General features: G+C 27.2%; 26 protein-coding genes, 1 tRNA gene and 1 other RNA gene. 19 read left to right on the top strand and 9 right to left on the bottom strand.

Annotated elements, in window-relative coordinates:
* Positions 1-7 precede the first annotated feature (7 nt).
* From QIA22_RS00840 to secG, 3 genes are read left to right on the top strand one after another with little or no spacing between them, the layout of a single operon-like run.
* Positions 8-1,189, top strand: coding sequence for a phosphoglycerate kinase (locus QIA22_RS00840; RefSeq protein ID WP_301611287.1), 1,182 nt, complete (start codon positions 8-10; stop codon positions 1,187-1,189).
* Between the two features lies 1 nt (position 1,190).
* Complete coding sequence (tpiA, locus tag QIA22_RS00835) at positions 1,191-1,952, top strand: triose-phosphate isomerase (RefSeq protein ID WP_301611286.1); 762 nt, start codon at positions 1,191-1,193, stop codon at positions 1,950-1,952.
* 15 nt (positions 1,953-1,967) lie between these two features.
* Positions 1,968-2,327, top strand: a complete 360-nt coding sequence (gene secG, locus QIA22_RS00830; RefSeq protein ID WP_014023312.1) for a preprotein translocase subunit SecG — start codon at positions 1,968-1,970, stop codon at positions 2,325-2,327.
* A gap of 87 nt (positions 2,328-2,414) precedes the next feature.
* On the opposite strand, the gene ung is transcribed toward secG, so the two are convergent.
* Positions 2,415-3,086, bottom strand: a complete 672-nt coding sequence (gene ung, locus QIA22_RS00825) for a uracil-DNA glycosylase (protein WP_301611285.1) — start codon at positions 3,084-3,086, stop codon at positions 2,415-2,417.
* An 81-nt stretch (positions 3,087-3,167) separates the two neighbouring features.
* Here ung and QIA22_RS00820 point away from each other — a divergent pair, with 81 nt between their 5' ends.
* Positions 3,168-3,824 carry a TrmH family RNA methyltransferase gene (locus QIA22_RS00820; RefSeq protein WP_301611284.1) on the top strand — a complete coding sequence of 219 codons (657 nt, stop codon included), beginning with the start codon at positions 3,168-3,170 and terminating at the stop codon, positions 3,822-3,824.
* Here QIA22_RS00820 and QIA22_RS00815 read toward each other — a convergent pair.
* Together QIA22_RS00815 and QIA22_RS00810 are read right to left on the bottom strand one after the other, a co-directional pair.
* A complete protein-coding gene (locus QIA22_RS00815; RefSeq protein WP_301612186.1) occupies positions 3,821-4,510 on the bottom strand; it encodes a queuosine precursor transporter in 690 nt (229 codons plus the stop codon). The two genes, QIA22_RS00820 and QIA22_RS00815, sit on opposite strands and share 4 nt — an antisense overlap.
* Before the next feature lie 40 nt (positions 4,511-4,550).
* Entirely contained in the window at positions 4,551-5,222 is a 672-nt protein-coding gene (locus QIA22_RS00810) for a queuosine precursor transporter (protein ID WP_301611283.1), read from the bottom strand.
* Positions 5,223-5,333: 111 nt separating this feature from the next.
* Here QIA22_RS00810 and ssrA point away from each other — a divergent pair.
* Positions 5,334-5,696, top strand: a transfer-messenger RNA (tmRNA) gene (gene ssrA, locus QIA22_RS00805).
* 85 nt (positions 5,697-5,781) lie between these two features.
* Here ssrA and QIA22_RS00800 read toward each other — a convergent pair.
* A tRNA-Gly gene (locus tag QIA22_RS00800) sits at positions 5,782-5,853 on the bottom strand.
* Between the two features lie 150 nt (positions 5,854-6,003).
* Between QIA22_RS00800 and bpuR the strand changes: the two genes are divergently transcribed.
* On the top strand, positions 6,004-6,372 hold the full coding sequence (bpuR, locus tag QIA22_RS00795; protein ID WP_301611282.1) for a transcriptional regulator BpuR: 369 nt from the start codon (positions 6,004-6,006) through the stop codon (positions 6,370-6,372).
* A 19-nt stretch (positions 6,373-6,391) separates the two neighbouring features.
* Here bpuR and QIA22_RS00790 read toward each other — a convergent pair whose 3' ends face one another.
* Positions 6,392-6,937: a ribonuclease HII gene (locus QIA22_RS00790; RefSeq protein ID WP_301611281.1), complete on the bottom strand. Its 546-nt coding sequence runs from the start codon at positions 6,935-6,937 to the stop codon at positions 6,392-6,394.
* 91 nt (positions 6,938-7,028) lie between these two features.
* On the opposite strand from QIA22_RS00790, the gene QIA22_RS00785 reads away from it, so the two are divergent.
* Genes QIA22_RS00785 through phoU form a run of 4 tightly spaced genes read left to right on the top strand, consistent with a single transcriptional unit; the run spans position 7,029 to position 11,628 of the window.
* Positions 7,029-9,479, top strand: coding sequence for a chromosome segregation SMC family protein (locus QIA22_RS00785; protein ID WP_301611280.1), 2,451 nt, complete (start codon positions 7,029-7,031; stop codon positions 9,477-9,479).
* Between the two features lie 25 nt (positions 9,480-9,504).
* The gene (locus QIA22_RS00780) at positions 9,505-9,906 is read left to right on the top strand and encodes a hypothetical protein (protein ID WP_301611279.1); all 402 of its coding nucleotides are present in this window, start codon (positions 9,505-9,507) and stop codon (positions 9,904-9,906) included.
* On the top strand, positions 9,903-10,946 hold the full coding sequence (locus tag QIA22_RS00775) for a hypothetical protein (protein WP_301611278.1): 1,044 nt from the start codon (positions 9,903-9,905) through the stop codon (positions 10,944-10,946). Before QIA22_RS00780 ends, QIA22_RS00775 begins: the two co-directional genes overlap by 4 nt.
* A 10-nt stretch (positions 10,947-10,956) precedes the next feature.
* Positions 10,957-11,628 (top strand): phosphate signaling complex protein PhoU, encoded by a 672-nt coding sequence (gene phoU, locus QIA22_RS00770; RefSeq protein ID WP_014023301.1) that lies wholly within the window; start codon positions 10,957-10,959, stop codon positions 11,626-11,628.
* A 79-nt stretch (positions 11,629-11,707) separates the two neighbouring features.
* Here phoU and QIA22_RS00765 read toward each other — a convergent pair whose 3' ends face one another.
* Positions 11,708-12,559 (bottom strand): protein-glutamate O-methyltransferase, encoded by an 852-nt coding sequence (locus QIA22_RS00765; RefSeq protein ID WP_301611277.1) that lies wholly within the window; start codon positions 12,557-12,559, stop codon positions 11,708-11,710.
* Between the two features lie 191 nt (positions 12,560-12,750).
* On the opposite strand from QIA22_RS00765, the gene QIA22_RS00760 reads away from it, so the two are divergent.
* From QIA22_RS00760 to QIA22_RS00735, 6 genes are all read left to right on the top strand, one after another.
* Positions 12,751-14,253: a peptidylprolyl isomerase gene (locus QIA22_RS00760; RefSeq protein WP_301611276.1), complete on the top strand. Its 1,503-nt coding sequence runs from the start codon at positions 12,751-12,753 to the stop codon at positions 14,251-14,253.
* A 12-nt stretch (positions 14,254-14,265) separates the two neighbouring features.
* Complete coding sequence (locus QIA22_RS00755) at positions 14,266-15,795, top strand: pallilysin-related adhesin (protein WP_301611275.1); 1,530 nt, start codon at positions 14,266-14,268, stop codon at positions 15,793-15,795.
* A gap of 8 nt (positions 15,796-15,803) precedes the next feature.
* Positions 15,804-16,553, top strand: coding sequence for a 1-acyl-sn-glycerol-3-phosphate acyltransferase (locus tag QIA22_RS00750; RefSeq protein ID WP_301611274.1), 750 nt, complete (start codon positions 15,804-15,806; stop codon positions 16,551-16,553).
* A gap of 27 nt (positions 16,554-16,580) precedes the next feature.
* Positions 16,581-18,380 (top strand): DNA topoisomerase IV subunit B, encoded by a 1,800-nt coding sequence (locus tag QIA22_RS00745; RefSeq protein ID WP_301611273.1) that lies wholly within the window; start codon positions 16,581-16,583, stop codon positions 18,378-18,380.
* Entirely contained in the window at positions 18,380-20,260 is a 1,881-nt protein-coding gene (locus QIA22_RS00740; RefSeq protein WP_301611272.1) for a DNA topoisomerase IV subunit A, read from the top strand. The genes QIA22_RS00745 and QIA22_RS00740 overlap by 1 nt, the downstream gene beginning before the upstream one ends.
* A 67-nt stretch (positions 20,261-20,327) precedes the next feature.
* The gene (locus QIA22_RS00735) at positions 20,328-20,867 is read left to right on the top strand and encodes a P13 family porin (protein ID WP_301611271.1); all 540 of its coding nucleotides are present in this window, start codon (positions 20,328-20,330) and stop codon (positions 20,865-20,867) included.
* 69 nt (positions 20,868-20,936) lie between these two features.
* On the opposite strand, the gene smpB is transcribed toward QIA22_RS00735, so the two are convergent.
* Both smpB and QIA22_RS00725 read right to left on the bottom strand, forming a co-directional pair.
* Positions 20,937-21,389 carry an SsrA-binding protein SmpB gene (gene smpB / locus QIA22_RS00730; RefSeq protein WP_301611270.1) on the bottom strand — a complete coding sequence of 151 codons (453 nt, stop codon included), beginning with the start codon at positions 21,387-21,389 and terminating at the stop codon, positions 20,937-20,939.
* A gap of 11 nt (positions 21,390-21,400) precedes the next feature.
* The gene (locus tag QIA22_RS00725) at positions 21,401-22,873 is read right to left on the bottom strand and encodes an SUMF1/EgtB/PvdO family nonheme iron enzyme (protein WP_301611269.1); all 1,473 of its coding nucleotides are present in this window, start codon (positions 22,871-22,873) and stop codon (positions 21,401-21,403) included.
* 70 nt (positions 22,874-22,943) lie between these two features.
* Here QIA22_RS00725 and lepB (QIA22_RS00720) point away from each other — a divergent pair, with 70 nt between their 5' ends.
* From lepB (QIA22_RS00720) to QIA22_RS00710, 3 genes are read left to right on the top strand one after another with little or no spacing between them, the layout of a single operon-like run.
* Complete coding sequence (gene lepB, locus QIA22_RS00720; protein WP_301611268.1) at positions 22,944-23,924, top strand: signal peptidase I; 981 nt, start codon at positions 22,944-22,946, stop codon at positions 23,922-23,924.
* A gap of 1 nt (position 23,925) precedes the next feature.
* Positions 23,926-24,561 carry a signal peptidase I gene (lepB, locus tag QIA22_RS00715; protein ID WP_301611267.1) on the top strand — a complete coding sequence of 212 codons (636 nt, stop codon included), beginning with the start codon at positions 23,926-23,928 and terminating at the stop codon, positions 24,559-24,561.
* Positions 24,551-24,982 (top strand): DUF188 domain-containing protein, encoded by a 432-nt coding sequence (locus QIA22_RS00710; protein ID WP_301611266.1) that lies wholly within the window; start codon positions 24,551-24,553, stop codon positions 24,980-24,982. The genes lepB (QIA22_RS00715) and QIA22_RS00710 overlap by 11 nt, the downstream gene beginning before the upstream one ends.
* On the opposite strand, the gene bamB is transcribed toward QIA22_RS00710, so the two are convergent.
* Positions 24,968-26,017, bottom strand: a complete 1,050-nt coding sequence (gene bamB, locus QIA22_RS00705; protein ID WP_301611265.1) for an outer membrane protein assembly factor BamB — start codon at positions 26,015-26,017, stop codon at positions 24,968-24,970. The genes QIA22_RS00710 and bamB overlap by 15 nt on opposite strands.
* Position 26,018 lies beyond the last annotated feature (1 nt).

Raw genomic sequence — 26,018 nt, 5'->3', positions numbered from 1 at the left:
TAATAAAATGTCAATAAAAACAGTAAAAGACTTTAGTGGCTTTGCGGGCAAGCGAGCTTTAGTAAGATGTGATTTTAATGTTCCCCTAAAAGAGGGGAGCATTAGCGATGATACTAGAATTAAGGCTGCATTATCAACAATAGAGTATCTAAAAGAAAAAGGAGCTAGGATTGTACTTGTAAGTCATTTGGGCAGACCAGAGGGAAAGAAAAATCCTAAATATTCTCTTAAACCCGTTGCCAATAGATTATCAGAGCTTTTAGGCCAAGATGTCAAAATGCTTTCTGATTGTATTGGAAGTGAAATTGTAAATAGTACCTTGCAAATGAATAATGGAGATGTTGTGTTGCTTGAAAATGTAAGGTTTTATGCAGAAGAAGAGAAAAACGATAAAAATTTTGCAAAAAAACTTTCTGAGAATGGAGATGTTTTTGTAAATGATGCCTTTGGTGCAGCTCATAGAGCGCATGCTTCAACCGTAGGGGTTGCTGATTATTTGCCATCTGTTGGTGGATTTTTAATGGAAAAAGAAGATAAATTCCTTGGTGGAGTATTGAAAAATCCTGAAAGGCCATTTGTTTCAATTATTGGTGGTTCTAAGGTTTCTTCAAAGATTGCGGTACTGGAATCACTTTTGTCAAAGTCAAATGTAGTTGTGATTGGTGGTGGAATGGCTTATACTTTTTTATATTCCGAAGGATATTCTATAGGCAAATCTCTTTTAGAGGATGAATATATTGATATAGCCTCTTCTTTTTTAAAGAAAGCAAAAGAGCTGGGTGTTAAAGTAATTTTACCACTTGATCATATTGTAGCTAGTGATTTTGATAAAAATTCAACCCCTGAGTATATTGACTCCTTTAATATTCCTGAAAACAAGATTGGTATGGATATTGGAATCAATACTTTAAAAGAAATTGAAAAGGTTGTAAAAACTGCCAAAACTATAATTTGGAATGGTCCTCTTGGTGTATTTGAATTTGATTTATTTTCAAAAGGAACTGCTAAGGTTGCCGAAATGGTAGCATCTTGCTCAGGGTTAACTGTTGTTGGTGGTGGAGATTCTGTTGCAGCTGTTAATAAATTTAATTTATCTGATAAGATTACTCATGTTTCAACAGGTGGTGGTGCATCACTTGAATATCTTGAAGGGAGAATTTTGCCGGGTATTAAGGTTTTGGAGAATTGAAATGAGAAAAACATTTTTAGCGGGAAATTGGAAAATGCATTATACAAGTTCAGAAGCTTCTATTGTTGCAAAAAAAATTGCAGCTGAGGTTAAGACCTTAAAAGATGATGTTGTAATAATGATAACTCCTCCATTTACGGCTTTATCTAAGGTTTCAGAATGTATTAAGGGTAGCAATATTCTTCTTGGTGCTCAAAATATGTCTTATATGGAAAGTGGAGCAAGGACTAGCGAAATTTCACCTTCAATGCTTTTAGAATTTGGAGTAGAATATGTTATACTTGGTCATTCTGAATGTAGATTGTATTTAGCAGAAACAGATGAAATAATAAATAAAAAGATTCTTGCAGGACTTAAGCATCCTTTTAAATACTTAATTCTTTGTGTTGGAGAAACTCTTAATGAAAGAGATTCTGGAAAAACTTTAGAGGTTGTTTTAAATCAGGTTAAAAAGGGGTTAAATTGTGTTTCTGAATCAGATATTAAAAGGATAATTTTAGCTTATGAACCTGTTTGGGCAATTGGAACGGGCAAAACCGCAACTAAAGAGGAAGCAGAAGAGGTTCATAAGGCAATTAGGCTTGAGATTATGAGACTTTATTCAAAGTCAGCTTCAGACGATATTATAATTCAGTATGGAGGCTCTGTTAATTCAAGTAATGTAAAAGAGCTTATGAATGAGCCTAATATTGATGGTGCGTTAATAGGTGGAGCATCTTTAAAGGCCGAATCTTTTTTATCTATAATTAATAATGTTCTTTAGTTAAAGAGGTTTGTTTTGGATTTAGTTAGATTTTTTATTTTTATAATTTTTGTTATTGTTTCGATTTTTATTATCCTTTTAGTTTTAATTCAAGATGAACAAGGTGATGGAATAGGTGGTGTTTTTGGGGGCGGCAGTTCTTCTATTTTTGGTGCAAAGTCTTCAAGTGTTGCTGTAAAAATTACTGGATTTTTTATAGCACTCTTTTTTATCTTTGTGGTTTTGTTATCTTTTCTAAATACTAGAAGAGCGGATAATAGCTTTTTAAATGATATAAAGACTGAAAACAAGAATAGTTCAACTTTCTGGGATGATGAGAATAATGAATCAGATACTAATAATGAAATTAAAGAAAACAATTTGAAAGAAAAATAATTTAAATTGGGTACTTTTGTGCTTGTTATGAGTATATATATTTATGCATAGTTTTGTAAAGAGATTTTTAAATAACCATTATTAATTTTATTGAAAGTTTATTATATTTTTATTGTGTTTTTTTAAATAATTTAAAGCACTACTAAAATGATTTGATCCTAAAAATCCATTGTTTGCCGAATATGGAGATGGATGACTTGTTTCAAGAATTAGATGCTTTGTTGGGTCAATGAGTCCTTTTTTACTTCTTGCTAAATTGCCCCAAAGCATAAATACAATGTTTTTTAAATTTTTAGAAATTATTTTTATTACTTCATCTGTAAAAATTTCCCACCCAATAGCTTTATGAGAAGAAGGTTTGCTTTCTTCGACTGTTAAGATTGTATTTAATAGAAATACACCCTGAATTGCCCATCTTTTTAAATCTCCGTTTGGGATGGTTTTTATTTTTAAACTTTTTTCTATTTCTTTAAATATGTTTTGCAAAGACGGTGGAATTTTGATTTTTGAATCTACAGAAAAAGCAAGTCCATTTGCTTGGTTTTTCCCATGATATGGATCTTGTCCAATTATTACCACTTTTATGTCTTTAAATGGCAAAGAATTAAAAGCATTGAATATAAGTTTTGGGGGAGGAAATATTTTTCCATTTTTTGTTTTATATTCATGTTTTATAAATCTTACAAGTTTTTTAAAGTATTCTTTGTTAAATTCATTATTTAAAACTTCTTTCCAAGATTCTTCAATTTTTACTTTCATTTTTGTATTATATAAAAAATAGTTTGTAATTTGAAATATATTAAAGGACATATTTGTTATTTTTAAAATTTAATTTTTATTATGGATGATGATGTATTAAAAAGAATAGATGTTTTGTCTAAATTTATTACAGATGAAAAAAAAGCTAAGATTGAGAAAATATTAAGTATTCGCACTAATTATTTAACATTTGTGCTAGAAGACATTTGCCAGTCTCAAAATGCAAGTGCTACCATTAGAACAGGCGAAATTTTAGGACTCAGTGATGTTCATGTTATTGATAAGAAGAATAAACATACTTTAAATCCAGATGTTACTTTAGGATCTTCACAATGGATAAATTTAAATAAGTATAAAAATTCTAAGTTTGCAATTGATAAGTTGAGGTCTGATGGATATAGTATAGTGGCCACATCTTTGAATGAACAATCAATAAATCTTGAAAATTTTACAATTAACAATAAAATGGCGGTATTTTTTGGGACAGAATTAACAGGGCTTAGCGCAGAAGTATTGCGTGCTGCTGATTTATCTGTAAAAATACCTATGTATGGATTTACTCAAAGTTATAATATTTCTGTAGCTGTTGCTATAGTTATGTATTCTTTATTGACTTGCTTAAGAAAAAGTAGCATTGATTACTTGTTAAATGAAGTTGAGAAATCAAATTTGAGATTAAAATATTATAGACAAGTTGTTAAAAATTATCAATTTATTGAAAATCTTATTAATTCTTAAACCTCTTTTATTTTTTTCCAAGAATTTAGAAATAGGTAGAAAATGGTATCGATTGCAATTATTATTAATGTAATAATTAGAGAACCTTTTGTAAGTTCGATATTTTTTGTTTCAGGGTAGAATTTAAGTATTGTATTTATAGATATTGAAACTAGCAAATTAGCCAGATATCCAGAAATTAGCCTTGATAAAGGATGAATTATCCATAAAGATTTTATTTTTATTTGCTTAAAATAATTATATAGCAAGATGTTTATATATTGGGAAAGAAAAAACACATACGTTCCAATTAATATTGTTAAATTGTATGTAAGGTTATTAAACAGTATTTTAAAATGAATATCTGAGGTGTCTAATTTATTATGATTGAATAATATCATAAAATTAATCATAATTGTAAAAGTTATGTTTAACAAAAGGCTTAATATCACAGAATTTGTTGCTTCTTTTTTGCTGTATTTTTCTACCATTAAGTTTAAGGAGAATGATGCCGATAAAAAAGTAATGCCTGATAAATTTAAGGACATTCCAAATGTTTTTAAATTTCTTAATATTATAATATTTGACATTGTTGAAATAATTGCATTAAAACAAAAAAGTCCGGATTTCCCGAAAAATCGGTAAAGAATTCCCAATGTTATATATGTAAATAGAAACATTCCTATCCACAAGCTTAAATCAAACATATCTTTATTCATGACATTTAATTGTACCAAATTAATTATCCTAGATAAAGTTTTTATATTTTGCAAAATATATAAAAGGCGTTCCTAAAATTCCCGCTAAACCTTTAATTAGGTATGTGGAAATTACTATGTCTAAGAAAGCTTGCTTTGGAAATACTTTAAAATATGTTGCTATGCCTACAAAAATTGTTGTATCTATTAAGCCACTTATTAATGTTGATCCATTGGTTCTGACAAATAAAAACTTAGGGAATTTTTTTTTAATAAGCTGATATAGATATACGTCGTTTAATTGGGATACTAGGTATGCAACAAGAGAGGCTAATAGCAAAGCTGGTATTGAAGAGAAAATGTTTTCTAAGCTTTTAAAATTTTCTTGAGTTCTATTTGATATAAAGTGAATTTGTGCATTTGTTAATACTGCAAAGACAATAAAGCTTATAAATCCAATATAAACGGCTTTTTTTGAAGTTTTTTCTCCATAAAATTCTGAGAGAATGTCTGTTGCAATGTATGATGATGCATAAATAATGTTGCCCAATGTAGCATTAATTCCAAATATTGTAATTTGTTTTAAAACTTGAATGTTTGCTATAATAATTGCTACTGCAACCCATGCAAATAATCCGTTTTTTTTAAAAAAAAGGGATACAATAATTAAAAATGAATAAGTAGTAAGTAGCATAAAAAACCATAAAATTTCATTAAACATAAAATTACCTTTTACTAATATTGGATTTACTATTATAAGATTTTAGCTTACTTTTTTCAAATAAGGTAGTATTGTTGTTTTCTTAAAATTATGCTATAGTGCCCTATATGAGGGGATGTTTTGGATTTGACTAAAAATGCTAATATTGTAAGTTGCAGGCAGAGGGAATCTCTTTAAACTTCTAAAATAAATGCAAAAAATAATAACTTTACAAGCTCAAATCTTGTAATGGCTGCTTAAGTTAGCAGAGGGTTTTTGTTGAATTTGGCTTTGAGGTTCACTTATACCCTTTTTGACATCAAGGCTTGCTTAAAAATGTTTTCAAGTTGATTTTTAGGGACTTTTATACTTGAGAGCAATTTGGCGGTTTGCTAGTATTTCCAAACCATATTGCTTAATAAAATACTAGATAAGCTTGTAGAAGCTTATAGTATTGTTTTTAGGACGCGGGTTCAATTCCCGCCATCTCCATTTATTTTATTCCTTTGCTTATCCTTTAAATATAATTCTTATTCTTAAAAAGCATTGCTAAATTTGAAAATGTGAAAACAGTATTTTAAGCGTCCTATCGGAATCGAACCGACATCATTAGCTTGGAAGGCTAAGGTAATAGCCATTATACGAAGGACGCAATACAATAATTTACTTATATAAAAAAAATCAATTTATGTCAATAAGATTTATTGTAATGTTATTTTTGACTAGCAATTTTTTTTTTAAATAAGTACAATTAATTTAACTTAAATGTAGTCAAGTACAAAAACTTGTGTGGAGGAAATTGATGGGAGAGAGAGGGGAAGTATACTCTGAGAAACTATTTACAGAGTCTGAGAGAACTTATTTTTTTAATGTCAAGGAAAATAGAAAAGGAGATTATTTTTTAAATATTGTAGAGAGTAAAAGAAGTCCAAGTGGAGATTTTGAAAGACATTCTATTTTTGTATATGAAGAGAATATAAGTGAGTTTGAATCCAATTTGCTTAAGGCAATAGCAGTTATTAAGCAGAAAGTATCTGCAGAATCTGGCGGTTCTTCTGCAAGGCATAATAAAGGGTATGGTGAATATGGAGAGAGATCTAAATTAGACGATTCTAGATTTGATAAGAAATCTCATTTATCAGACGGTCGATTTAAAAAGAAAGATTATTAAATTTTATTATTTTTATTTTTTAAATTAGTTTAAAATTTTTTCTATGAAGGCTTAAAACCCCATATTTCTTTATTGCATTTTTATGTTCTTTTGTGGGGTATCCTTTATTTTTTTTGAGCAAATATAATGGATAAAATTTATCGTATTCATCCATTAGTTTGTCTCTTTTAACTTTAGCAATAATTGAAGCAGCTTTTATTTCATCTATTATTGAATCTCCTTTAATTATTGCTTTAACATTTTTTGCTGTTATTTTGGGGATAAATTTACCATCTACAAGCACTAAGCTGCAATTTAATTTTAGGTTTTCGTATGCAGTTTGCATTGCAAGTAGGGATGCGTTGTGAATATTTATTTTTTCTATTATTATATTTGAAATTTCAGCAAATGCATAATATGAATTTTCAAGTATTAATGAGGATAGGTACTCTCTTTTTTCTTTTTTAAGTTTTTTAGAATCATCTAATTCTTTTATAAAGCTAGGTTTTTTTTTGAAAACGACAGCAGCACTTAGAATAGGTCCAAAAATACAGCCCCTTCCAACTTCATCTATTCCGCAAATCATAATTGACCTTTTTTTAAAATATTTTTATTTATTATAATATGAAATTATAGATTTATCAGTAATTAGTTTTTAATTTTAATTGGGAGTTAGTTTGGTTTTAAGAAAAATAGTGCTCTTGGGGTTTAAATCTTTTTTAAATAGACAAGAGTTTGAAATAGGCGAAAATTTAAGTTTTATTGTGGGGCCTAATGGATGTGGAAAGAGCAATCTTATTGATGCTGTGCGTTTTTGTATGGGAGAAGATAATTTAAAATTTTTAAGGGTTGAAGATATTTCTGATTTAATTTCTGTTTCAAAATTAGGAAAATCAAATTTTGCAGAAATAACTCTTTTTTTTAGCAACAACATTAACTCTGAAAAATCGACTTTAAAGGAATTTAAAGGAGACTTTTATATTCGCAGGCGTCTTTATAAGGACGGCTCAAGTGAATATTATTTTAATAATAAAACTTTGAATTTTCAAGATTATAATAGACTTTTAAACAGGTTTAAGTTTAAAAAATCACCTTATATGTTTATAACTCAAGGCAAGGTTGAAGACATTTCTTTGGAAAGAAATGTAAATCTCAAATCTTTAATTGAACAGGCAAGTGGAATAGATGTTTTAAAAATTGAAGAAGAAGAGGCCTTGAAAAATTTTAAGCAATCTAATCAAAATTTATCATCTTTGTTGTCCTTGCAAGAAAATTTAAGGCAAAAATACGACAACATAAAAAATGCTTACTTTTTGAGGAAAAAACATCAAGATTTAAGTCAAAAATTAGAAGCTTTAGAAAAAACAATAACATTAAAAAAGCTTTTCAATATTAATTTTGATCTTAATGTCTTGAAGAGCGAATTAAATTTAGACGGGTTGAGCAAATTTTTGTCTTCTAGTTTTAAGGAAAAGTTAGAATTTTATTCATTTAGAGAAAAAAATGTTATTAATAATATTCAAGAATTAGAAAAGGATCTTGAGCTTATAAAGTCTAAAATTCTTGGGTTAGAGATTAAAATTCAAAAATTAGAGCAAGAAAAGACATTGAAGATGAATTTGGAAGATAAGTTTGTCAAGAGCAAATCTGAGTCCGAAGAGAAAAAAAAATCTATAAATAACAATTTATATCAATTAAATAGTTTGCTTAAAGAAAAGAAAAATGAATTTTTTTCTTTAAGTGACGAGATTAATAGGTATACTAAAAGTTTCTTTGAACTTGTTGATCTAATTGTATCTGTATTAAAGAGTGCCAAATCAGAAGAGTTTGTTTTATTAAAGGAGAATATATTAGACTCTCTTAAACTTTTTGAAGAATCATTGAGTATAAAATATATTAAAGAGATTAGAGTAAATTTAATCAAGTATATAAGCAAAGATGAGAATCTTTTGGCTTTATTGAGGGATAAAATTGAACCTATTTTCGATCAAAATGTTAATTTGAAAAAATTTTTGCTCGAAAAAAATGCTTTAAAATCAAATTTTGCCAAAGAGATAACAAATATCGAGAGATTAATTGAAGAAAAGACTCTTCAACTAAATGATGTATTAGGTGAGCTTGAGTATATAGAGCTTTCTAAATTTAAAAATTTGGATGAAATTAAACTTATAGATGGTAATTTAGAATTTTTATTTGAATCTAAGAATAGCCTTGACGAAGAGCTTAAAAATTTGCATTTAAAGCTCGAGAATTTAAATTTAGAAAAGAGCGATATTCAGCTTAATTTAAGTAATCTTATTGGTGCTTCAAAATTCAGTAGTGAACCTTTTAAGGAGAAAGATTTTAGTTCTTTAGGATTTTTAAATGATTTTAAAAAAACTAATTATTATGAATATATAAAAAAACAGACAGAATACGAATTTCTTTTAAATTCTAATGTAAGCATTAAGAGCGAAATCGAAAATTTCAACATTTCTAATCAAATGTCTGATAAATTTGATTTAGAAGAAGATCTTGCAACCAGAGAGTTATTGCGCAAAGAAATGGATGCAATTAAGCTGGGTGATTATGTATTTTTCAATATTGATAAAGAATTTGATGAAACTAAGGATCGTTTTGAAAAAATAAGTTTACAAGTAGAAGATTTAAAGCTTGCAAAATATTCATTACAAAAGCTCCAAAAAAAAATAAAAAATGAGATTTATAAAAAATTTAGAGAATCATTTGATGAGATTAATAAAAATTTTTCTTATTTTTTTAAAAAAATTTTTAAAGGAAGTGCCAGTCTTTTTTATAATGAAAATACCGATAATGTTGAGATTAAGATAAGTTTTTCAAACAAGTTTGTCAAAAACAATAATATGCTTTCAGGAGGCGAGAGTACTTTGGTTAGTATGGCTTTTTTATTTGCACTTTATTATTATTCTCCTGCTTGTTTTTGCATGCTTGATGAAATTGATGCGGCTCTTGATTTTGAGAATAGCAAAAAACTTTCTTTACTTTTAAAAGAATTGGGGAAAAAAATCCAACTTTTAGTGATAACCCATAATGTATATGTTTCTGAGGGCGGTGAAAATTTGATAGGCATTACACTTGATAATGGTGAAAGCAGGGTGTTTAATATATAATTAAGTTAGATTTAAGGAAATTAACATGCAAAATAGTAAGTTTAGTTTTAAAAAATATTTTTTAATTTTAATATTTTTGATTTTTATTGTTTCAAGCATTACTTATTTTTATGCAACACAAATGTTAGAAAAATCTCAAAAATCTGCTGAAGACAATTTAGATGCTAAAGTTAAATTGGTTGATATGGAAGATTTTTATTTTGATTTAAATGAATGTCTAAATATGGATGATTTTTTTATTCCAAGGCCTGATTTTTTAAATGAAAATTTAAATAAGAATTTAGTTATTCATGGGTTAATTAAAAATAAATTTCTTGATGAGAATTTTTTCAAGGATCTTTGGATTAAAAAGGAAAATTTATTTAACGTTGATATTGAGAAGGAGAATGAAAAACTAATAGATAAGATTTTAGAAATTTCCAAATGATTAAAAGATATTTGATTTATATAAGTTTGTTATTTATTGCTTTTGAAGTTTGCTCTAAGCCGGCTTTTATAAGTCAAGGTGATTCATACGAGCTTGATTTTAGTAGTAGAGAGGTAGATATTAATGTAAATACCAATTCAAAGTTTAATCTTTATTTTAAAGATGAGTCTTGGATTTATATTAAAAGCATTAAAAATGAAGCTTTTATTAAGTTGATTGGAGAATCTTATGATAACGGTGCTGTTTTTACTTTTCAAACTTTTAAAAAAGAAGGCCAAATTAAATTGGTTTTCAGCTATCAAAATGTTAAAGATTCAAGTGAATTTAATAAAATAATTATTTTGAAAATTTCAAAGAAGTTTGAAGTTGCAAGTCCGCATGGCGGTGGTGGCCCTAACAAGGACAAGGATAAGAACATTGAAAGTGATAATGGTCTTGAACTTGGAAAGGACAGTATTAATGCAATAACCGCTAAAGAGGTTATTGCCAGGGCTTTGAATTTATCTTACATAAATGATTATAAAGGAGCAATAGATTTGCTTAATAAGTATAATTTTAATGACGATAAATATATTTTATTGAAGGCGGAAATTTATTATAAAAATAGGGATTATTTAAAGTCTTATGAAAATTATTTGAAATTGAAGAACAGATGCTTTCAAAGCATTGTTTTTGATCTAATTAAGCTTGGTATAGAATTAGATATTAAAGAAGAGGTTTTGGAGAACGCCAGATATTTAGTTGAAAAGAATGTAGATTTTTCTGAGAGTATTTATCTTGAAATCTTTGAATTCTTAGTAACAAGGGGAGAGCATGAGTTTGCTTTAAATTTTAGCTCTCTTTACTTTCCTAAGTATATTAATTCAAGCTTTTCAGACAAATATAGTTATTTGTTGGGAAAGCTTTATGAGTCTGAGAGTAAGTATAAAGATTTTTTAAAGGCCTTGTATTACTATAAATTAGTTATTGATAATTACCCTTTTAGTTATTATTATGAGAGAGCCAAGGTAAGATATTTGTTTTTAAAGCGGTTTTTTTAGGAGATATGATATGATAAGGAGAAAGCTTACTAAGCAACTTGAAATAATAAAAGATTATCTTTGGGATATGAAAGAATGTGTGCTTAAGATCATTGATGATTCTTTAATAGCCTTAGAATCTAAAGATAAAAGTTTAGCTAAAAAAATAATCAATGAAGATGAAAAAATAATAGATGATTATCAGTATGATATTGAGGATTTGTGTGGAAGAATAATTGCTACTGAGCATCCTGTTGCTACAGAGCTTAGAGAAATTTTAGCAATTATTAAAATAATAAGTTCTCTTGAAAGGATTGCAGATCATGCCACTAAGATTGTAAAGGTTGTTCTTCTGCTTGAATCAGATTTGGATGATTTTGATTTTCTTAATCTGTATTTTAAACCTTTAAGAGAAATGGCCGATACAGCTAAAGAAATGTTGTCTGATATTTTTGACGCATATTTTGATGGAGATTTTACTAAAATATTAAAGATAGTTAAGTATGACAATATAATAGATAAATTGTTTTCAAAGCAGAAAAGTATTGTTATTGATGCAATGAAAAAAAATCCTGAAAATTTGGATTATCTTTTAAATATTTTATTTTTGAATAGTTTTTTAGAAAGAGTAGGCGACCATGTAGCAACAATTGGTGAATTGCTCTATTTTATTAGAATAGGCGAAAAAGTAAACCTAACTTAGCAGTATTATTTTTAGACCTTTTAGTCAAATAAATTTTACATAATAGAAAATTTATAAAAAGAATTAATGCTCATGAGCATTAATTCTTTTTATAGGTGGCAGGCATTACGTATTCAAGATTTTTGTTTCCTCTAATTGTTTCTGAATGTCCAATTAAAAGATAAGAATCCTTTTTAAGATAGGAGTAGAATTTATTGGCAAGGTTGTTTCTAGTTTTTTCATCAAAATAAATCATGACATTTCTGCAAAATATTAGGTCAAATTTTTTGCTAAATGGAAATTTTTCATCCATTAAATTTAATTTTTTAAAGTAAACCATTTTTTTTAGAATTTCTTTAACTTGGAATTTATCATCTTGAAGTTGATTTAAATATTTAGTTTTTAAATATTTGGGCAAATTTATTATACGATCTTCAGGATAAATTCCTTCACTAGCCTCATTTAGGACGCTAATTGAAATGTCTGTTGCTAAGATTTTTACTTTGAAATTTACTTTATTATGTTCCATATATTCTTTTAGTATCATTGCAATTGTATAAGGTTCTTCACCGCTTGAGCAGCCGGCTGACCATATTCTGATTTCTGAGTTTTCTGAGTTTAATATTTTTTCAGTAAGCTTGGGTAATATTTTATTGTTTAAAAAATCAAAATGCTTAGATTCTCTGAAAAAATAGGTATGATTTGTTGATATTTTGTCTACCAATTCGATTAATTGAATATTTCCAGTGCTTTTTTCTAAAAAGTTGATGTATTCAGTAAAATTTTTAAAACCTTTAACTTTCAAAAGGGATGATAATCTGCTTTCAATTAGCAGCTTTTTTTTTTCGCTGAGATTGATTCCAAAATTGTTGTAAACTATTTTTATTAATCTTAAAAGTTCGTCCTTAGTTATATTTATATTAAGGTTGAATTTGTTTTGATTCATATTCATATACTTTTGATTTCATTCTCCTTTTTTATCTAGAGAGATTCGTTTTTATATTAGAAATGCAAAAATTTTTTTAGTTCTATACTTAAGCGTATATCTTAAGTTAGATATTTCAATTGCAATAATTTTTCAATTGTGATAATTTAGTAGTTAAATTATTAGTATTAGCATGCTTGTTTATTAAGGGTTGTTTTATGCGAAAAAGAAGTAGAAAAGTCAAAAATGATTTACTTGAGCTTGAATCTAAAGAAAAAAAAGTTGGTATGTGGGGTATTTTTGCTCTTATTTTAATTGTTTTCGGATTTATTATTGCGCCTTTACTTCCGGGGATATTTGATAATGCTCATTCATCTGGTTTAAAATTTGGTTCTTATAAAGGTCAACCTATTTACTATAAAAAAGATAGTAAGTTTGCCAAATATGTTAATTATTATTCAAATCTTTATTCTAGATTGCAGGGCAATGCTAAAAATATTAATACAGATTATAATGCCTGGTATTTGGCATTTATGAAATATGTTGAGGATGTTGCTTTTTTAGACTTAGTAAAAAAATATAATTTTTACATTTCTAAGGAAACGCTGAATAAAAATTTACTTAAATCTCCAGAATATTTAGACCCTAGTGGAAATTTCAGTTCTAAAAGATATAATAAAACTTCTGATTATCAAAAAGTTAAAATTTATGATGATATGGTAGAAAATATGTTGTTTTCTAATGTGAGAATTTTTTTAAATAGTAATTTGATATTTCCCGATTCTCTTTTTGACCTGATTAAAGAAATGAGCACTGTAGAAAGGCATATTTCATATCTTTCTCTTTCCTATCAGGATTTTTCTAATAAAGAGGTGATCTCTTATGCTGAGAAAAATTTAAATTTATTCAAACGTTTATCACTTGCGTCTATTCGTTTTAAAAATATGAATGATGCTCGGAATGCTTATGATAAGCTATTAAACAAAACACCATTTGAAGAGCTTGCTAAGCTTTATTCAGATGATATGGCTAATTTCAAGGGCGTTGTTGCTTTGGATAAATATTATTTTGATTTAGATCTTAATGTTGAAAAGAAAGAAGATCTAAATTCCATTTTTTCTTTAAGAGAAGGTGAATTTAGTAAGCCTATTAAGATTAAAAATAAAAATGAATATCAAATATATAAGGCATTTGGCAATATTCATGATTTTGATAAAAATTTAGATCGTGATATTAGTTCTGTTAAAAATTACATTGAAACTTATGAACCAGGCGTTATTGAAGGGTATTTGGAAAATAAATTAAATGATTTTCTTGGTGATATTAAATCTGGCAGTTTAAGCCAAATTCTTGGAAAATATCAGCTTAGCTTGAAAGAAGAAATTGTTAATTTATCTTATAATGTTAACATTTACCCCAATACTTTAAAAGAGTTGGTTGAGTTTAATAATAGCAAGTCTTTTTATGATGTTATTTTTGGATTAAAAGAAAATTCTTGGTCTAAGCCTTTTGTGGCAAATAAAAAAGTTTATTTATTTTTTCTCAATTCAGCCAAGAAAAGATCTAATCGACTCAAAGAAGAAATCAAAAATGAAAAACTTCTTGACAATTTTAACATTGCAAATAGTGGCTTGATTACAGATTTTTTGCTAAATAAAAAAGATTTTGTTAATAATTTTAATGAGTCGTTTTTTGCTTTGCAAAACTTTAGTCAAAATTAAGAAATAAACATTATGACAAAGGTTTTGGTTGTTAGTGCAATTGCTCTGATTAAAGATAAAGCGTTAATTCAGGTTTATAATTATTTTTATCAATTTTTGTTTTTATTCTTTTTTTTTGCATTTCTTGCGTGTTCTAAAGTAAGCAAAGATTTTATTGTTTTTAACAAAGATGTAAAATCTTTTTCCAAAGTCGACAATCTAAATTCTAATGCTTTAGAAGTTAATAAAATGGAAGATTTTTTTGGAGATATTATAGATTTAAAAGGTTATAAGATTCTTGCAGTTCAGCAGGAAAATTTAAATTTAGATGTGTATTTTGAACAGGTAGTTTTAGCTCAAAATTTTTCAAATTTTAATGCGTATTTGTTTATTATTGGCTTTGATCCTAAAATTAAAGTTGGAACGATTCTTTTTAAAACTCAAATAGATATTGATCCAAAAAATTCTTATAACATGTATCTTGAAGATATTACAGGCGATTATGATTTTAATATAGTTGTTCAGGGATTTTTAAAAGATAAATCTGTTTTGTACGTTTTTCAAAAATCTGTTTTAAATGATGTCTCTTCTTATAGGCCTATCTTTTTTGACAAAGTTAATGGCACTGTTCTTATCAATAAGTATGCAAGATCTTCGGCTTATGAAGAAAACAGATCAAGAGAAAGCTATCCTATTTCTTTAGAAAAGTATGAAAAAGTGGGAGAAGATTTAATAATCAGCAAGATTGAAAAATATGAATATTCTCATACTCAGGGCAAATATTATCTTTCTTCTGTGAGTGAAAAAGTTGGTAAAATTGATAATAATATTTATAAAACTTTAAAGAATTTAAGCAAAGATGAAGTTTATAGATTTTTGCACGGAGTTTGGTATGATGTTCATAATTATAATAAAAAGCACGGTAGAGATATTGAAGAAGTTTTATTCCTGTCTTTTGAAAGGCAATCAAGCGAGATTAATCTTTTTAGAAAGAATTCTCAAGAAGTTGCAAAGATTGAATATATTTCAAAACCCGCTTACAATACGCTTAATGTTAGTGCAAAGTCCCTTTTTTCAGATTTGATAGTTTATAACTTTTGGATAAAAATTGTAGATAAAGAAAACATTGAAATCAAAATTGACACTAGTACAAATTCTTATGATAATAGTGGATTTTCGGGGACATTTAAGAGATTTGATGAGAATATCTTAAATGTTGAAAAAAAGGTCAATGATATTTATTTTATTCCTAGTGGAAATTATGTGTATAAGGACAAAATTTACGACTTTTCTTATCCCCATTTAACTTATATTGATGAGAATAAAATTTATTATGGTATTTTTAATATTTTCCCCTTAAAAAATAATTTTGTTCTTGAATATGAGATTGACATGGGTAGTTACAAGCTTGTTGAATCTTTTTTTCTGGAGCATAGCGAAAGAGTTGTTCAAAAGCAGAAATTTTCTACAATCATTTTAAATCCTATTAAAATTTTAAAAGATGATGTAAGCTTAGTTAAAGGGCAAAAATTAAAGCTTGAGCGAATAGAAAAAATAGGATAATAGTTTTTATGAAAATCTTGAGAAGTATTATAACTTATTTTAATGTTTTATTGTTTTTTTTGATTTTAATTTTTTTTTTATTTCCTGTTTACTTGGTTTGTAAAATTTTTCTACTTGAGCGCTATATTGTTAGACTTAGTTTTATTATGATGCGGGCTTGCATTAAGATTAGCTTATGGCTTGCTGGAATTAAAATTATTGTTACGGGTTCTGAGAATATTCCTAAAAAAAGCAATGTAATAATAATGGGAAATCATATTGCGGCTATGGATCCTTTAATTTTTATTTATGTTTTTGCTTGTCCATTTGTAATATTAGCAAAACATTCTTTGCTTAGGGTTCCTTTTGTGAATATTATTTTAATTGTTATGGATGTTATTTTTGTTAATAGAAAGAGTATAAGATCTGCTGCTACTGCTGAGGCTAAGGCAATAAAGGTTATGAGAGAAGGCAGATCTATTGGGATTTTCCCTGAAGGCACTAGAAATAAAGGGGGAGATACTAAGGTTTTTAAAAAAGGCGCAATTAAGATGGCATTAAAGACAGGAACATCAATTATTCCTGTTACTCTTTATAATACTAATAACTTTTTTATTAAAAATATTATTTTTAATTCTGGACTATCTGTTTATATTCATGTCCATCCTTTGATAGATATTTTAAAATTAAATGAATATGAAAAAGAGAACCTCACTAGTATTATTAGAGATCAAATAGTTAAAAAGCTTGAAAATATTAAAAAAGCTTTAAACCATTAAAATTTAATTTATAAAGCAAGGATTTAGATGAAGACTCAAAATTATGATGAAAGTAAAATAATTACTCTATCTTCTCTTGAACATATTAGATTAAGATCTGGTATGTATATTGGACGCTTGGGAGATGGCTCTAATATTGATGATGGTATTTATGTTTTAATTAAAGAGATAATAGACAATTCAATTGATGAGTTTATTATGGGTTATGGAAATGAAATTTTTATAAAAAAAGAAAATAATCTTATTTCTATTAGGGATTATGGGAGAGGAATTCCTCTTGGAAAAGTCATTGAGAGCGTTTCAGTTATTAACACTGGAGCTAAGTATAATAATGATGTTTTTCAATTTTCTGTAGGGCTTAATGGGGTTGGAACTAAGGCCGTTAATGCCCTAAGTTCAAAATTTTTAGTAAGATCAACAAGAAATGGCAAATCTTTTGAGGCTTTGTTTTCTAAGGGAAAATTATTGGAATCTAGAGAAATAAAATCTTCTGATAAAGATGGTACTTATGTTGAGTTTTTAGCAGATTCAGAAATATTTGGAAAATATTCTTATAGTGAAGATTTTCTCAAGAGGAGATTTTTCCATTATGCTTGTTTGAATAAGGGCCTTATAATAAACTATAATGATCAAATTTTTGAATCTAAAAATGGTCTTTTAGATTTTTTGAATTCAGAAATTAAAAGTGATGATTTGCTTTATGATATTGTTTATTTTTCTAGTAAAACTTTAGAATTTGCTTTTTCCCATACAAATAATTATGGGGAGACTTATTTTTCATTTGTTAATGGGCAATATACCAACGATGGAGGTACCCATCAGACTGGTTTTAGAGAAGGCTTTGTAAGGGCTATTAATGATTTTCTTAAAAAAACATATTCCTCAACAGATATTAGGGAAGGGCTTGTTGCAACTCTTTCTGTTAAAATTAAAGATCCAATATTTGAAAGTCAAACTAAGAATAAGCTTGGGAATATTGAAACTAGAGGCAATGTTGCAAAGGAAGTGCAGAAGATAATTTCTGAAATTTTATATAAAGATAAAATACTTGCAAAATTGATTGAGAAGAAAGTAGTTGATAATGAGCGACTCAGAAAAGAATTAAGTAGTGTAAGAAAAGAGGCAAGAGAAAGAGCAAAAAAAATATCTTTTAAAATCCCTAAACTTAAGGATTGCAAATTTCATTTTAATGACAGTAGCAAGCAGTCAGAACAAACCATGATCTTTTTAACAGAGGGGGATTCTGCAACAGGCTCAATGGTGTCTTGTAGAGATGTTTATACCCAGGCCATATTTTCTCTTAGGGGCAAACCCCAAAATATGTTTGAAAAGAATAAATCTGAAATATACAAAAATGAAGAGCTTTATAATATGATGGTAGCTCTTGGTATTGAAGAATCAATTGAAAATTTAAGGTACAATAAGGTTATAATAGCAACTGATGCAGATTTTGATGGATTTCATATTAGAAATTTATTGCTAACTTTTTTCTTGACTTTTTTTGAGGATTTAATTTTAAATGGGCATATGTATATTTTAGAAACCCCTCTTTTTAGGGTTAGAAACAAAAAAATCACGGTTTACTGCTATTCTGAGGAAGAAAAGCAAAAAGCCATTCTAGAGCTTAAAGGGGGGTGTGAAGTGACAAGGTTTAAAGGTCTTGGTGAAATTTCTCCAAATGAATTTAAAGGTTTTATTGATATTAATAGCATTAAGCTTACAAAGGTGGACCTTTTTAATATTAAAGAAATAAAAGAGAAATTGGGTTTTTATATGGGACAAAATACTCCTGAGAGGCGGAATTTTATTATGGAGAATTTGATTTAATGGATATTAGAACTGTACTTAAAGATAATTTTTTGCAATATTCATCTTATGTTATTAAAGATCGTGCTATTGCTAGTGTTGTTGATGGGTTTAAACCAGTTCAAAGGAGAATTATACATTCTCTTTTTGAAATGCACGATGGCAACTTTCATAAAGTTGCAAATGTTGTTGGTAATACAATGAAATACCATCCTCATGGCGATACATCAATTTATGAAGCTCTTGTTAATATTGCTAACAAGGATTTATTTATTGAAAAGCAGGGCAATTTTGGAAATTTGTTTACAGGTGATCCCGCTTCTGCTTCTAGATATATTGAATGTAGATTAACTCCTTTGGCTTTTGATGTTCTTTACAGCAAAGAGATAACAATTTATGAATCTTCTTATGATGGAAGAAACAATGAACCTTTGCTTTATCCTGCCAAAATTCCTGTTATTTTAATTCAGGGAAGTGAGGGAATTGCTGTTGGAATGGCAGCTAAAATATTACCTCATAATTTTAATGAGATTTTAAATGCAGTAAAGAGCGAGCTTCTTGGAGAGAGTTACGATATTTATCCTGATTTTCCAACGGGAGGGATAGTTGATGTTAATGAATATGCTGATGGTAATGGTAAAGTTTTAGTTAGAGCTAAAATTGAAACCATAGATGAAAAAACAATTGTAATAAGGGAATTGCCTTTTGGCGAGACTACTGAGAGTTTGATATCTTCGATTGAGAGAGCAATTAGAAAAAATTATATTAAAGTTTCAAGCATTAATGACTTTACTGCTGAAAATGTGGCCATAGAACTGTCTTTGCCTCGTGGTGTTTATGCAAGTGAAGTGATTGAAAAGTTGTATCATTATACAAATTGTCAGATATCAATTTCTGTTAATTTATTGTTGCTTAGTGAGAGATATCCTGTTGTTTATACTATTAAAGATCTTATCAAGTTTCATGCAGCACATCTTCAAAAAATTTTAGAAATGGAACTTGAATTGCAAAAAAGCAAGATTCTTGAAAAAATATTTTATAAAACGCTAGAGCAAATTTTTATTGAAAAAAAGATTTATAAACTTCTTGAAACAATTTCTAAAGAAGAGAATGTTGTAAATATAATATTGTCAGAGGTTTTAAGGTATAAAGAATCTTTTTCAAGGGAAGTTTTAAAAGAAGATGTTGAAAATTTGCTTAAAATTCCAATTAGAAAAATAAGTCTTTTTGATATTGATAAGAATTCCAAGGATATTAAAATTTTAAATAAAGAATTAAAAAGTATAAATAGCAATATTTCTTCAATAAGAGGGTATTCAATAAACTTTATTGATTTATTACTTGCAAAGTATTCTAAAGAGCATCAAAGAAAGACCAAAATTTCTTTAATCAAATCAAAGAATGTAAAAGAAATAGCTACAAAGAATATGAAAGTTTATTTAAACTTGGCAGAAGGTTTTGTAGGAACTAGTCTTTTTGATGGTGAATTTATTGGGAATGCTAGTTATTATGATAAAATATTGGTTTTTAGAGAAAATAGTTATGTTCTTAAAAATATTGAAGACAAGACATTTATAGATAAAAAGAATGTGTGTGCTTTAGTTTATGATATAAACAATTCAAAAGAGCAAATATTTTCAATAATTTATCTTAACAGGCTTGACAATTTTTATTATGTTAAAAGGTTTAAAATAGATAAATTTATTACAGATAAAGTTTATGAATTTTTAGGCGAAAATGATAAATTTGTAGATTTTTCATTGAGTCCCAAATTTATAGAATTTTTGACAAATAAAGACATTGTTAAAAGAATTGAAATTGATAATTTTATGGTCAAATCAAGAAGCTCCATTGGGAAGCGAATTTCAAGTAACAATTTGAAAAAAGTTAAATTTAAATAAATTTAAAAACCTTTTTTAAATTTCATTAATATGCTACCATAGTACCAGTTTTAATAAAGGGGTTTTTATGAATAAATTTTTAATTTTTGTTTTGGTAACCTTTTGTGTTTTTTCTAGCTTTGCTCAAGTTAAAGATTCTAAAAGTGATGTGTTTGGTATGAGTGCTGGAGAAAAACTTTTGGTTTATGAAGCTAGCAAGCAAGATCCTATTGTACCATTTTTATTGAACCTTTTTTTAGGGTTTGGAATAGGCTCCTTTGCTCAAGGAGATATTCTTGGAGGTTCTCTTATTCTTGGATTTGATGCGGTTGGTATAGGACTTATACTTACGGGAGCTTATTTGGATATCAAAGCTTTTGATAGTAATGCTAAAAAAGCTGCTTTCCAATGGACCTGGGGTAAGGGAGTTATGTTAGCGGGTGTGGTTACTATGGCTGTGACAAGATTGACAGAAATTATTCTTCCATTTACATTTGCTAATAGTTATAATAGGAAGCTAAAAAATAGTCTTAATATAGCTTTGGGAGGATTTGAGCCTAGTTTTGATATTGCGATGAGTCAAGCAAGTGCTCTTGGTTTTGAACTGTCTTTCAAAAAAAGCTATTAATTTTATTTATTATAAAAATGAGTGATTGCAATTTTGTATTGTGATTGCTCATTGTAATTAAAAGAGCTTTTATTTATATTTTATTTCTCTACTAAGGTCTTTTTTTATGCTTTTTTGTTTTAGTATTTCTCTTTTGTCATACAATTTTTTTCCTTTACATATTCCAACTTCTACTTTAATTAATGATTTTTTTAAATAGAAACTAATAGGAATTAAAGTATATCCCTCTTTTTCTTTAAATTTTTTTAGCCTTTGTAATTCCTTTTTTTTGATTAAAAGTTTCCTGGGTCTTAATTCATCATGATTGAAGATGTTTCCTTCTTTATATTTTGATACATGCAAGTTTTCAAGCCACAATTCTTCTTTTTTTATGCTTGCAAAGCTATTGTTAAATGATATTTTTTTTGCCTTTATTGATTTTACCTCAGTTCCTTTTAGTACTATTCCACAACTGATTTTTTCTTCAATAAAGTAATTAAATTTAGCTTTTTTGTTTTCAAGAATCAAAGTGTTTGTGTTCAAATCTATTCCTTTTATTCCTTTGATACAATCAATCTAAAACCAATGTTTGGAGAACTCCAATTTTTCAAAAAAGAAGCTTTAGTTGATGGATTGAGTAAATTATTATTTTGATGAGAGTATGTTCTAATTTCTGTTATCAATGAGTAAAAATTTGAATTTTCGTTATAAAAATTTTTTTCATTTTTGAATATTGCGATATCATTAAAAGATGAATTTTGCATTAAATTCCAAAATCCAACTTTTTTTGATATTTCATTAATATTTAATGGGTTTTTGTTTGGTTCTTTTTGGTATAATTCCCATTCTTGTGATATAGGTAGTCTTGCTTTAAATCCCGCAGGAAGTTTTTTAGAGTACCAGTTGGCGTATTCTATTGCTGAGAAATAAGATATTCCTGTGATAGCTTCATTTAAGCCTATTTGATTAAAATTTTTAAGATAATTTTCATCTACAAGTTGTTCTTTAATTAAATTTTCTTTATTATTTAATGCCCATTTTGGATTTTCTTTTAAAAAACCTTGATACTCGTATTTTGTAACATTTTGTTCTTGAATAAGAAATTCTTTTATACTATAGGTAGATTTTAGTGAAATATTTTTTGAATCTAATGAATCTAATTCATAATTATGGATTTTTTCGATTTTATTTGAATTTATTTTTTTAAATCCAGGTAATTTTATATTGATTTTTTCATTTTTAGAAATTAATTGAATATTTTCATTGTCTAGAGTTTTGGCTAATGTTTTAACCCAAGGCTCATTTTTTGTTAGCATTTTTAAATCTTTATCTAAATTTTCTAAAAACCAAAAGATAGCTCTATTTTCTAAGTCAAAATTGGTTTTCAAAGAGTTCCATATTTCTTCTTGATTGTTATTGTTTTGGTCTATTGAATATACGACTTTATATGAATCTAGAAAATCTTTAAACATTTCGATTGAATTTAAGTAAGGTATGGAATTTTTTAGAAAATTTTTAATGTATTTAGGATATTTTTTGAGCTCACTAGATATTAATGAAAATACAGGAATTAGTTTTGTATTTTCATTAGTATTTTTTATTTTAACCATTATAGAGAGCTCTTTTTGTCTTTGTTTAATGATCTTTTCAGGATCAACCAGTTCTAAATTTATTTGCAAACTGTAGTTTCCAAAAAATTTGTTGTGAATTTTTATCTTTTGTTCGTAGGTTTTAAATCCCATCCTTTTTGCTCTAATAATTCCTTCAGTGGCATTTATATATTTGTTAAGTGGAGTTCTGCCGATATATTTTTCGTTTAAATATATGTAAGTGTTTGCAATGTTGGAATTTATTTTTAAATATGCTCCTGGATTTTTAAACTTAGGTATGATTATTAAAATTGATACTAAACTTAAAAGCAATATTATTGTTGTAAGAAATACGTAAATCTTAGGCGCTATTCCTAGAATTGGCTTTAATTTAACTTCAAAAAGCTCAATATTTGAATTCTCATCAACCTCTTTCATCTTTTAAAGTATAGAAAAGTATTTAAATAAGTGTCAATATTTTGTATGATTTAATTCTTGAGGTTAGATTATGTATTTAAGAAGATTGGATAAATTTGCATCTTTTTTGGTACACATTGTTGAGAAATATTTGACATATAGAAAAAGAAAGAAATATTTTTGTAAATTAAGGGCCAAGAAACGAGGGTTTTTGCTTAACTTTTTGTTTGATTTTATAGCAGCAGCAATTTTTGTATTGGTAATAAATCAATATTTTGTTCAAGCTTATAAAATACCATCAGGTTCAATGGAAAATACTCTTCAAATAGGGGATTTTTTATTTGTAGATAAATTTTCTTATGGCCCCGAGCTTTTACCAGGATTATTTAAGATTAATGGTTTTAAAGTCCCAGAGGAATCCGATATTATTATTTTTGAAAATCCAGAGTATAAATCAAAGGGTGTTTTTTTTGATATCTTTCAAAGAATACTTTACATGTTAACGTTATCTTTTATTGATCTTGATAGAGATGAATATGGCAATCCTAATGTTAGATTTCTTGTGAAAAGGGGTGTGTTTGCAGATGGTAAAATTGTTAGATTTAATAGCGGTAAAGCTTATATTAAAAGAGAAGGCGAGGAAAATTTTATTTTAGAAGATTCTTATTGGGATTTGGTTGATAAAAATTTTAAAATTAAAAAAATTGTGGCAAATGAGGACTATGGGATTTATGGTGATTTTGCTATGTTTGTTGCTTTGAGCCAGTTAAATATAAATTTAAGTAGCGCTCCCGATTTTTCATTTTTTGACGTTAGAATGATTGACAGGTTTGAGTTTGAAAGATTGGAATATAAGTATTTATCTGCTTTTATGCCCTATGTTGATTATTATATGGAAAAAGCTATAATAAGAGATTGTGGAATTTATGTTCCTTATGGATATGTTTTGCCAATTGGGGACAATAGAGATAATTCTCATGATGGTCGATTTTTTGGAGTAATCAATAAGAATAAAGTGCTTGGAAGAACCCTGATAATATATCTTCCATTTTCTAGAGTAGGATTTATTTAAAGTGGCTCCGTATTTAACTTTCGAACAAAGGCTTTTGAAGAAAAAGCAAAGAAAAGTTTTTTTAAAATGCGTTGTATCATTTTTGATATTAAATTTTTTTTTCACAAAATTTGTTTTGCAAATTTTTATGATTAAAAGTAATGAAATGTTGCCAACAATAACAAAAAATGCTAGTTTATTTTTTGTAGCAACACATATAACCTCTTTTTTTATTCCTTTGAAAATGAATGATATTGTTCTTTATGAGGATTTTAGGTTAAGTAATAATTTTTTATTAACTTTAATAAAAGATTTCTTTTTTTTAAATAAAATTTTTAAAAGAGCAAGCTATAAAGTATCAAGAATAGCAGCTGTTCAGGGTGATTCTGTGTATGTTAGAGGTTTAAATGTTCTGGTAAATAAAAAGGATACAAATTTTTTTTATTTGAATGGCAATTTGGTTAGCTATTATAAGTTGAATAATTTTTTTAATACAGACGAAGTGGTTAAGTGTTTTACTTTAAAAAAAAATGAATTTTTTTTACTAAATGACAATTTAAATGTTTTAAATGATTCTAGAATATTTGGACCTATTAATAAAAATGCCATTGTTTCTTTTTTGGCCTTTAAGGTAGTGGACTATAAGATTGTTAAATAAAATTTTTGTTGATGCTGATTCTTGTAATTTTAAGATAATAAAATTTTTACAAAAATTTATATTACACAATAAATCAGAACTTATTGTAGTTTCTAATAAATTTTTAAGTTTGGAAAAAACAGAAAATGTTGTTTTGGAAGTGGTAGATAATGTTGATGCATTTATTTTGAATTTAGCAGATAGGCATAGCCTTGTGATTACTCGAGATATTTTTTTTGCCAAACTCCTTTTAGATATTGAGGCCAAGGTTATGAATGATGAGGGTCGAATTTTTGATATGAATAATATAAATTATTTATATTTTAGATCTAAGATTAATTTCAATTTGAAAATTAAGATTAAAAAATATTATGATGGAGATTTTAATAAATTTAGATATGAGAAATTTATAAAAAATTTTTATTCTTTATTCTTTAGTTAATTTTCTGTTTTCCAATTTCCACAAACCTTTGCCTTGAGTTAATATGTAAATCGTGTTGCTTGATACAGGAATAATATCATTAAGGCCCGTTTTGCTTAGCTGAGATCCGTTATAAGCCCCAGGTTCTACGGATTTTGAGGGTGCTTGTAGAGCAAAAATCCCGTCTTTATTTTTTGTAAATTCTGCAAATCCATTATTACTTCCGATTAATATTGCATCATTAAATTCTCTTGCAAAGTAGCCGCTAAATTCACCTACTTCGTCTTGATTGAATATTGGTGTTGTGTAATTATTTGCACTTGAGTACACCTTAAATTTTGTATCTAAATTATTATAACCACCAGTCATTACTAAAATTTCAGAAAAACCCCTAATGCTTGTTTTAATGATAGGCATTATTTCCTTGGCTTGTTGATAGTCTATGTTTGTGTATGTATTGGTATTCATTTGCCATATTTTAAGTGAATTTCCTGTAATTAAGTTATCTTCATTTGATATTTGGTAAAACTTGTCATTTTCAGCAGCTTGTGATGGTGTTTGGTCAAATCCTTGTAGATCAAAAATTTTCTCACGATTATTTTTGTCTATAGCTAAAATATATGCTTCTTTTACGCCATCTCTTCCTACGGATTTTAAGAATTTATATGCTTTTAGTGATTTTTTAAATTTTAATATCCAGTCTTTTCCATTTAGCTCGCAAACTTCTAGTTCTTCTTGTTTGTTTTGCGCTAAAAGATAGGTTTTCCCAGATATATTTACAATGTCGTTTATAAATTCATAAGAATTGCTCAAATCAATTTTTTCAATCTTGCCGTTTTCTTTTTTAAATAAATTCATAGCTGCAATGTAGAGAGTTTTCCCTACTAGAGAAATTCCTCTTGGACTTGAACTGCCTAAAATATTGTATTCATGGTTTATTTTTTGCAAATTTCCTAATTGGGAAAATATAGACTCGCTTGAGCATGCTAGTAGTAAAAATATTAATAGGTTTAAAATTATTTTTTTTTTAAAATAGTTTTCATATTTTTGTTTCATT

This window comes from Borreliella kurtenbachii (assembly GCF_030437945.2).
Classification (GTDB): Bacteria; Spirochaetota; Spirochaetia; order Borreliales; family Borreliaceae; genus Borreliella; species Borreliella carolinensis.
This window is presented reverse-complemented; position numbering and strand designations above follow the sequence as displayed.

Coding starts and splice junctions, on each gene's coding strand:
- QIA22_RS00840 (WP_301611287.1), top strand. CDS start 8: ATGTCAATAAAAACAGTAAAAGACTTTAGTGGCTTTGCGGGCAAGCGA.
- tpiA (WP_301611286.1), top strand. CDS start 1,191: ATGAGAAAAACATTTTTAGCGGGAAATTGGAAAATGCATTATACAAGT.
- ung (WP_301611285.1), bottom strand. CDS start 3,086: ATGAAAGTAAAAATTGAAGAATCTTGGAAAGAAGTTTTAAATAATGAA.
- QIA22_RS00820 (WP_301611284.1), top strand. CDS start 3,168: ATGGATGATGATGTATTAAAAAGAATAGATGTTTTGTCTAAATTTATT.
- QIA22_RS00815 (WP_301612186.1), bottom strand. CDS start 4,510: ATGTTTGATTTAAGCTTGTGGATAGGAATGTTTCTATTTACATATATA.
- QIA22_RS00810 (WP_301611283.1), bottom strand. CDS start 5,222: ATGTTTAATGAAATTTTATGGTTTTTTATGCTACTTACTACTTATTCA.
- bpuR (WP_301611282.1), top strand. CDS start 6,004: ATGGGAGAGAGAGGGGAAGTATACTCTGAGAAACTATTTACAGAGTCT.
- QIA22_RS00790 (WP_301611281.1), bottom strand. CDS start 6,937: ATGATTTGCGGAATAGATGAAGTTGGAAGGGGCTGTATTTTTGGACCT.
- QIA22_RS00780 (WP_301611279.1), top strand. CDS start 9,505: ATGCAAAATAGTAAGTTTAGTTTTAAAAAATATTTTTTAATTTTAATA.
- QIA22_RS00775 (WP_301611278.1), top strand. CDS start 9,903: ATGATTAAAAGATATTTGATTTATATAAGTTTGTTATTTATTGCTTTT.
- phoU (WP_014023301.1), top strand. CDS start 10,957: ATGATAAGGAGAAAGCTTACTAAGCAACTTGAAATAATAAAAGATTAT.
- QIA22_RS00765 (WP_301611277.1), bottom strand. CDS start 12,559: ATGAATATGAATCAAAACAAATTCAACCTTAATATAAATATAACTAAG.
- QIA22_RS00760 (WP_301611276.1), top strand. CDS start 12,751: ATGCGAAAAAGAAGTAGAAAAGTCAAAAATGATTTACTTGAGCTTGAA.
- QIA22_RS00755 (WP_301611275.1), top strand. CDS start 14,266: ATGACAAAGGTTTTGGTTGTTAGTGCAATTGCTCTGATTAAAGATAAA.
- QIA22_RS00750 (WP_301611274.1), top strand. CDS start 15,804: ATGAAAATCTTGAGAAGTATTATAACTTATTTTAATGTTTTATTGTTT.
- QIA22_RS00745 (WP_301611273.1), top strand. CDS start 16,581: ATGAAGACTCAAAATTATGATGAAAGTAAAATAATTACTCTATCTTCT.
- QIA22_RS00740 (WP_301611272.1), top strand. CDS start 18,380: ATGGATATTAGAACTGTACTTAAAGATAATTTTTTGCAATATTCATCT.
- QIA22_RS00735 (WP_301611271.1), top strand. CDS start 20,328: ATGAATAAATTTTTAATTTTTGTTTTGGTAACCTTTTGTGTTTTTTCT.
- QIA22_RS00725 (WP_301611269.1), bottom strand. CDS start 22,873: ATGAAAGAGGTTGATGAGAATTCAAATATTGAGCTTTTTGAAGTTAAA.
- lepB (WP_301611268.1), top strand. CDS start 22,944: ATGTATTTAAGAAGATTGGATAAATTTGCATCTTTTTTGGTACACATT.
- bamB (WP_301611265.1), bottom strand. CDS start 26,017: ATGAAACAAAAATATGAAAACTATTTTAAAAAAAAAATAATTTTAAAC.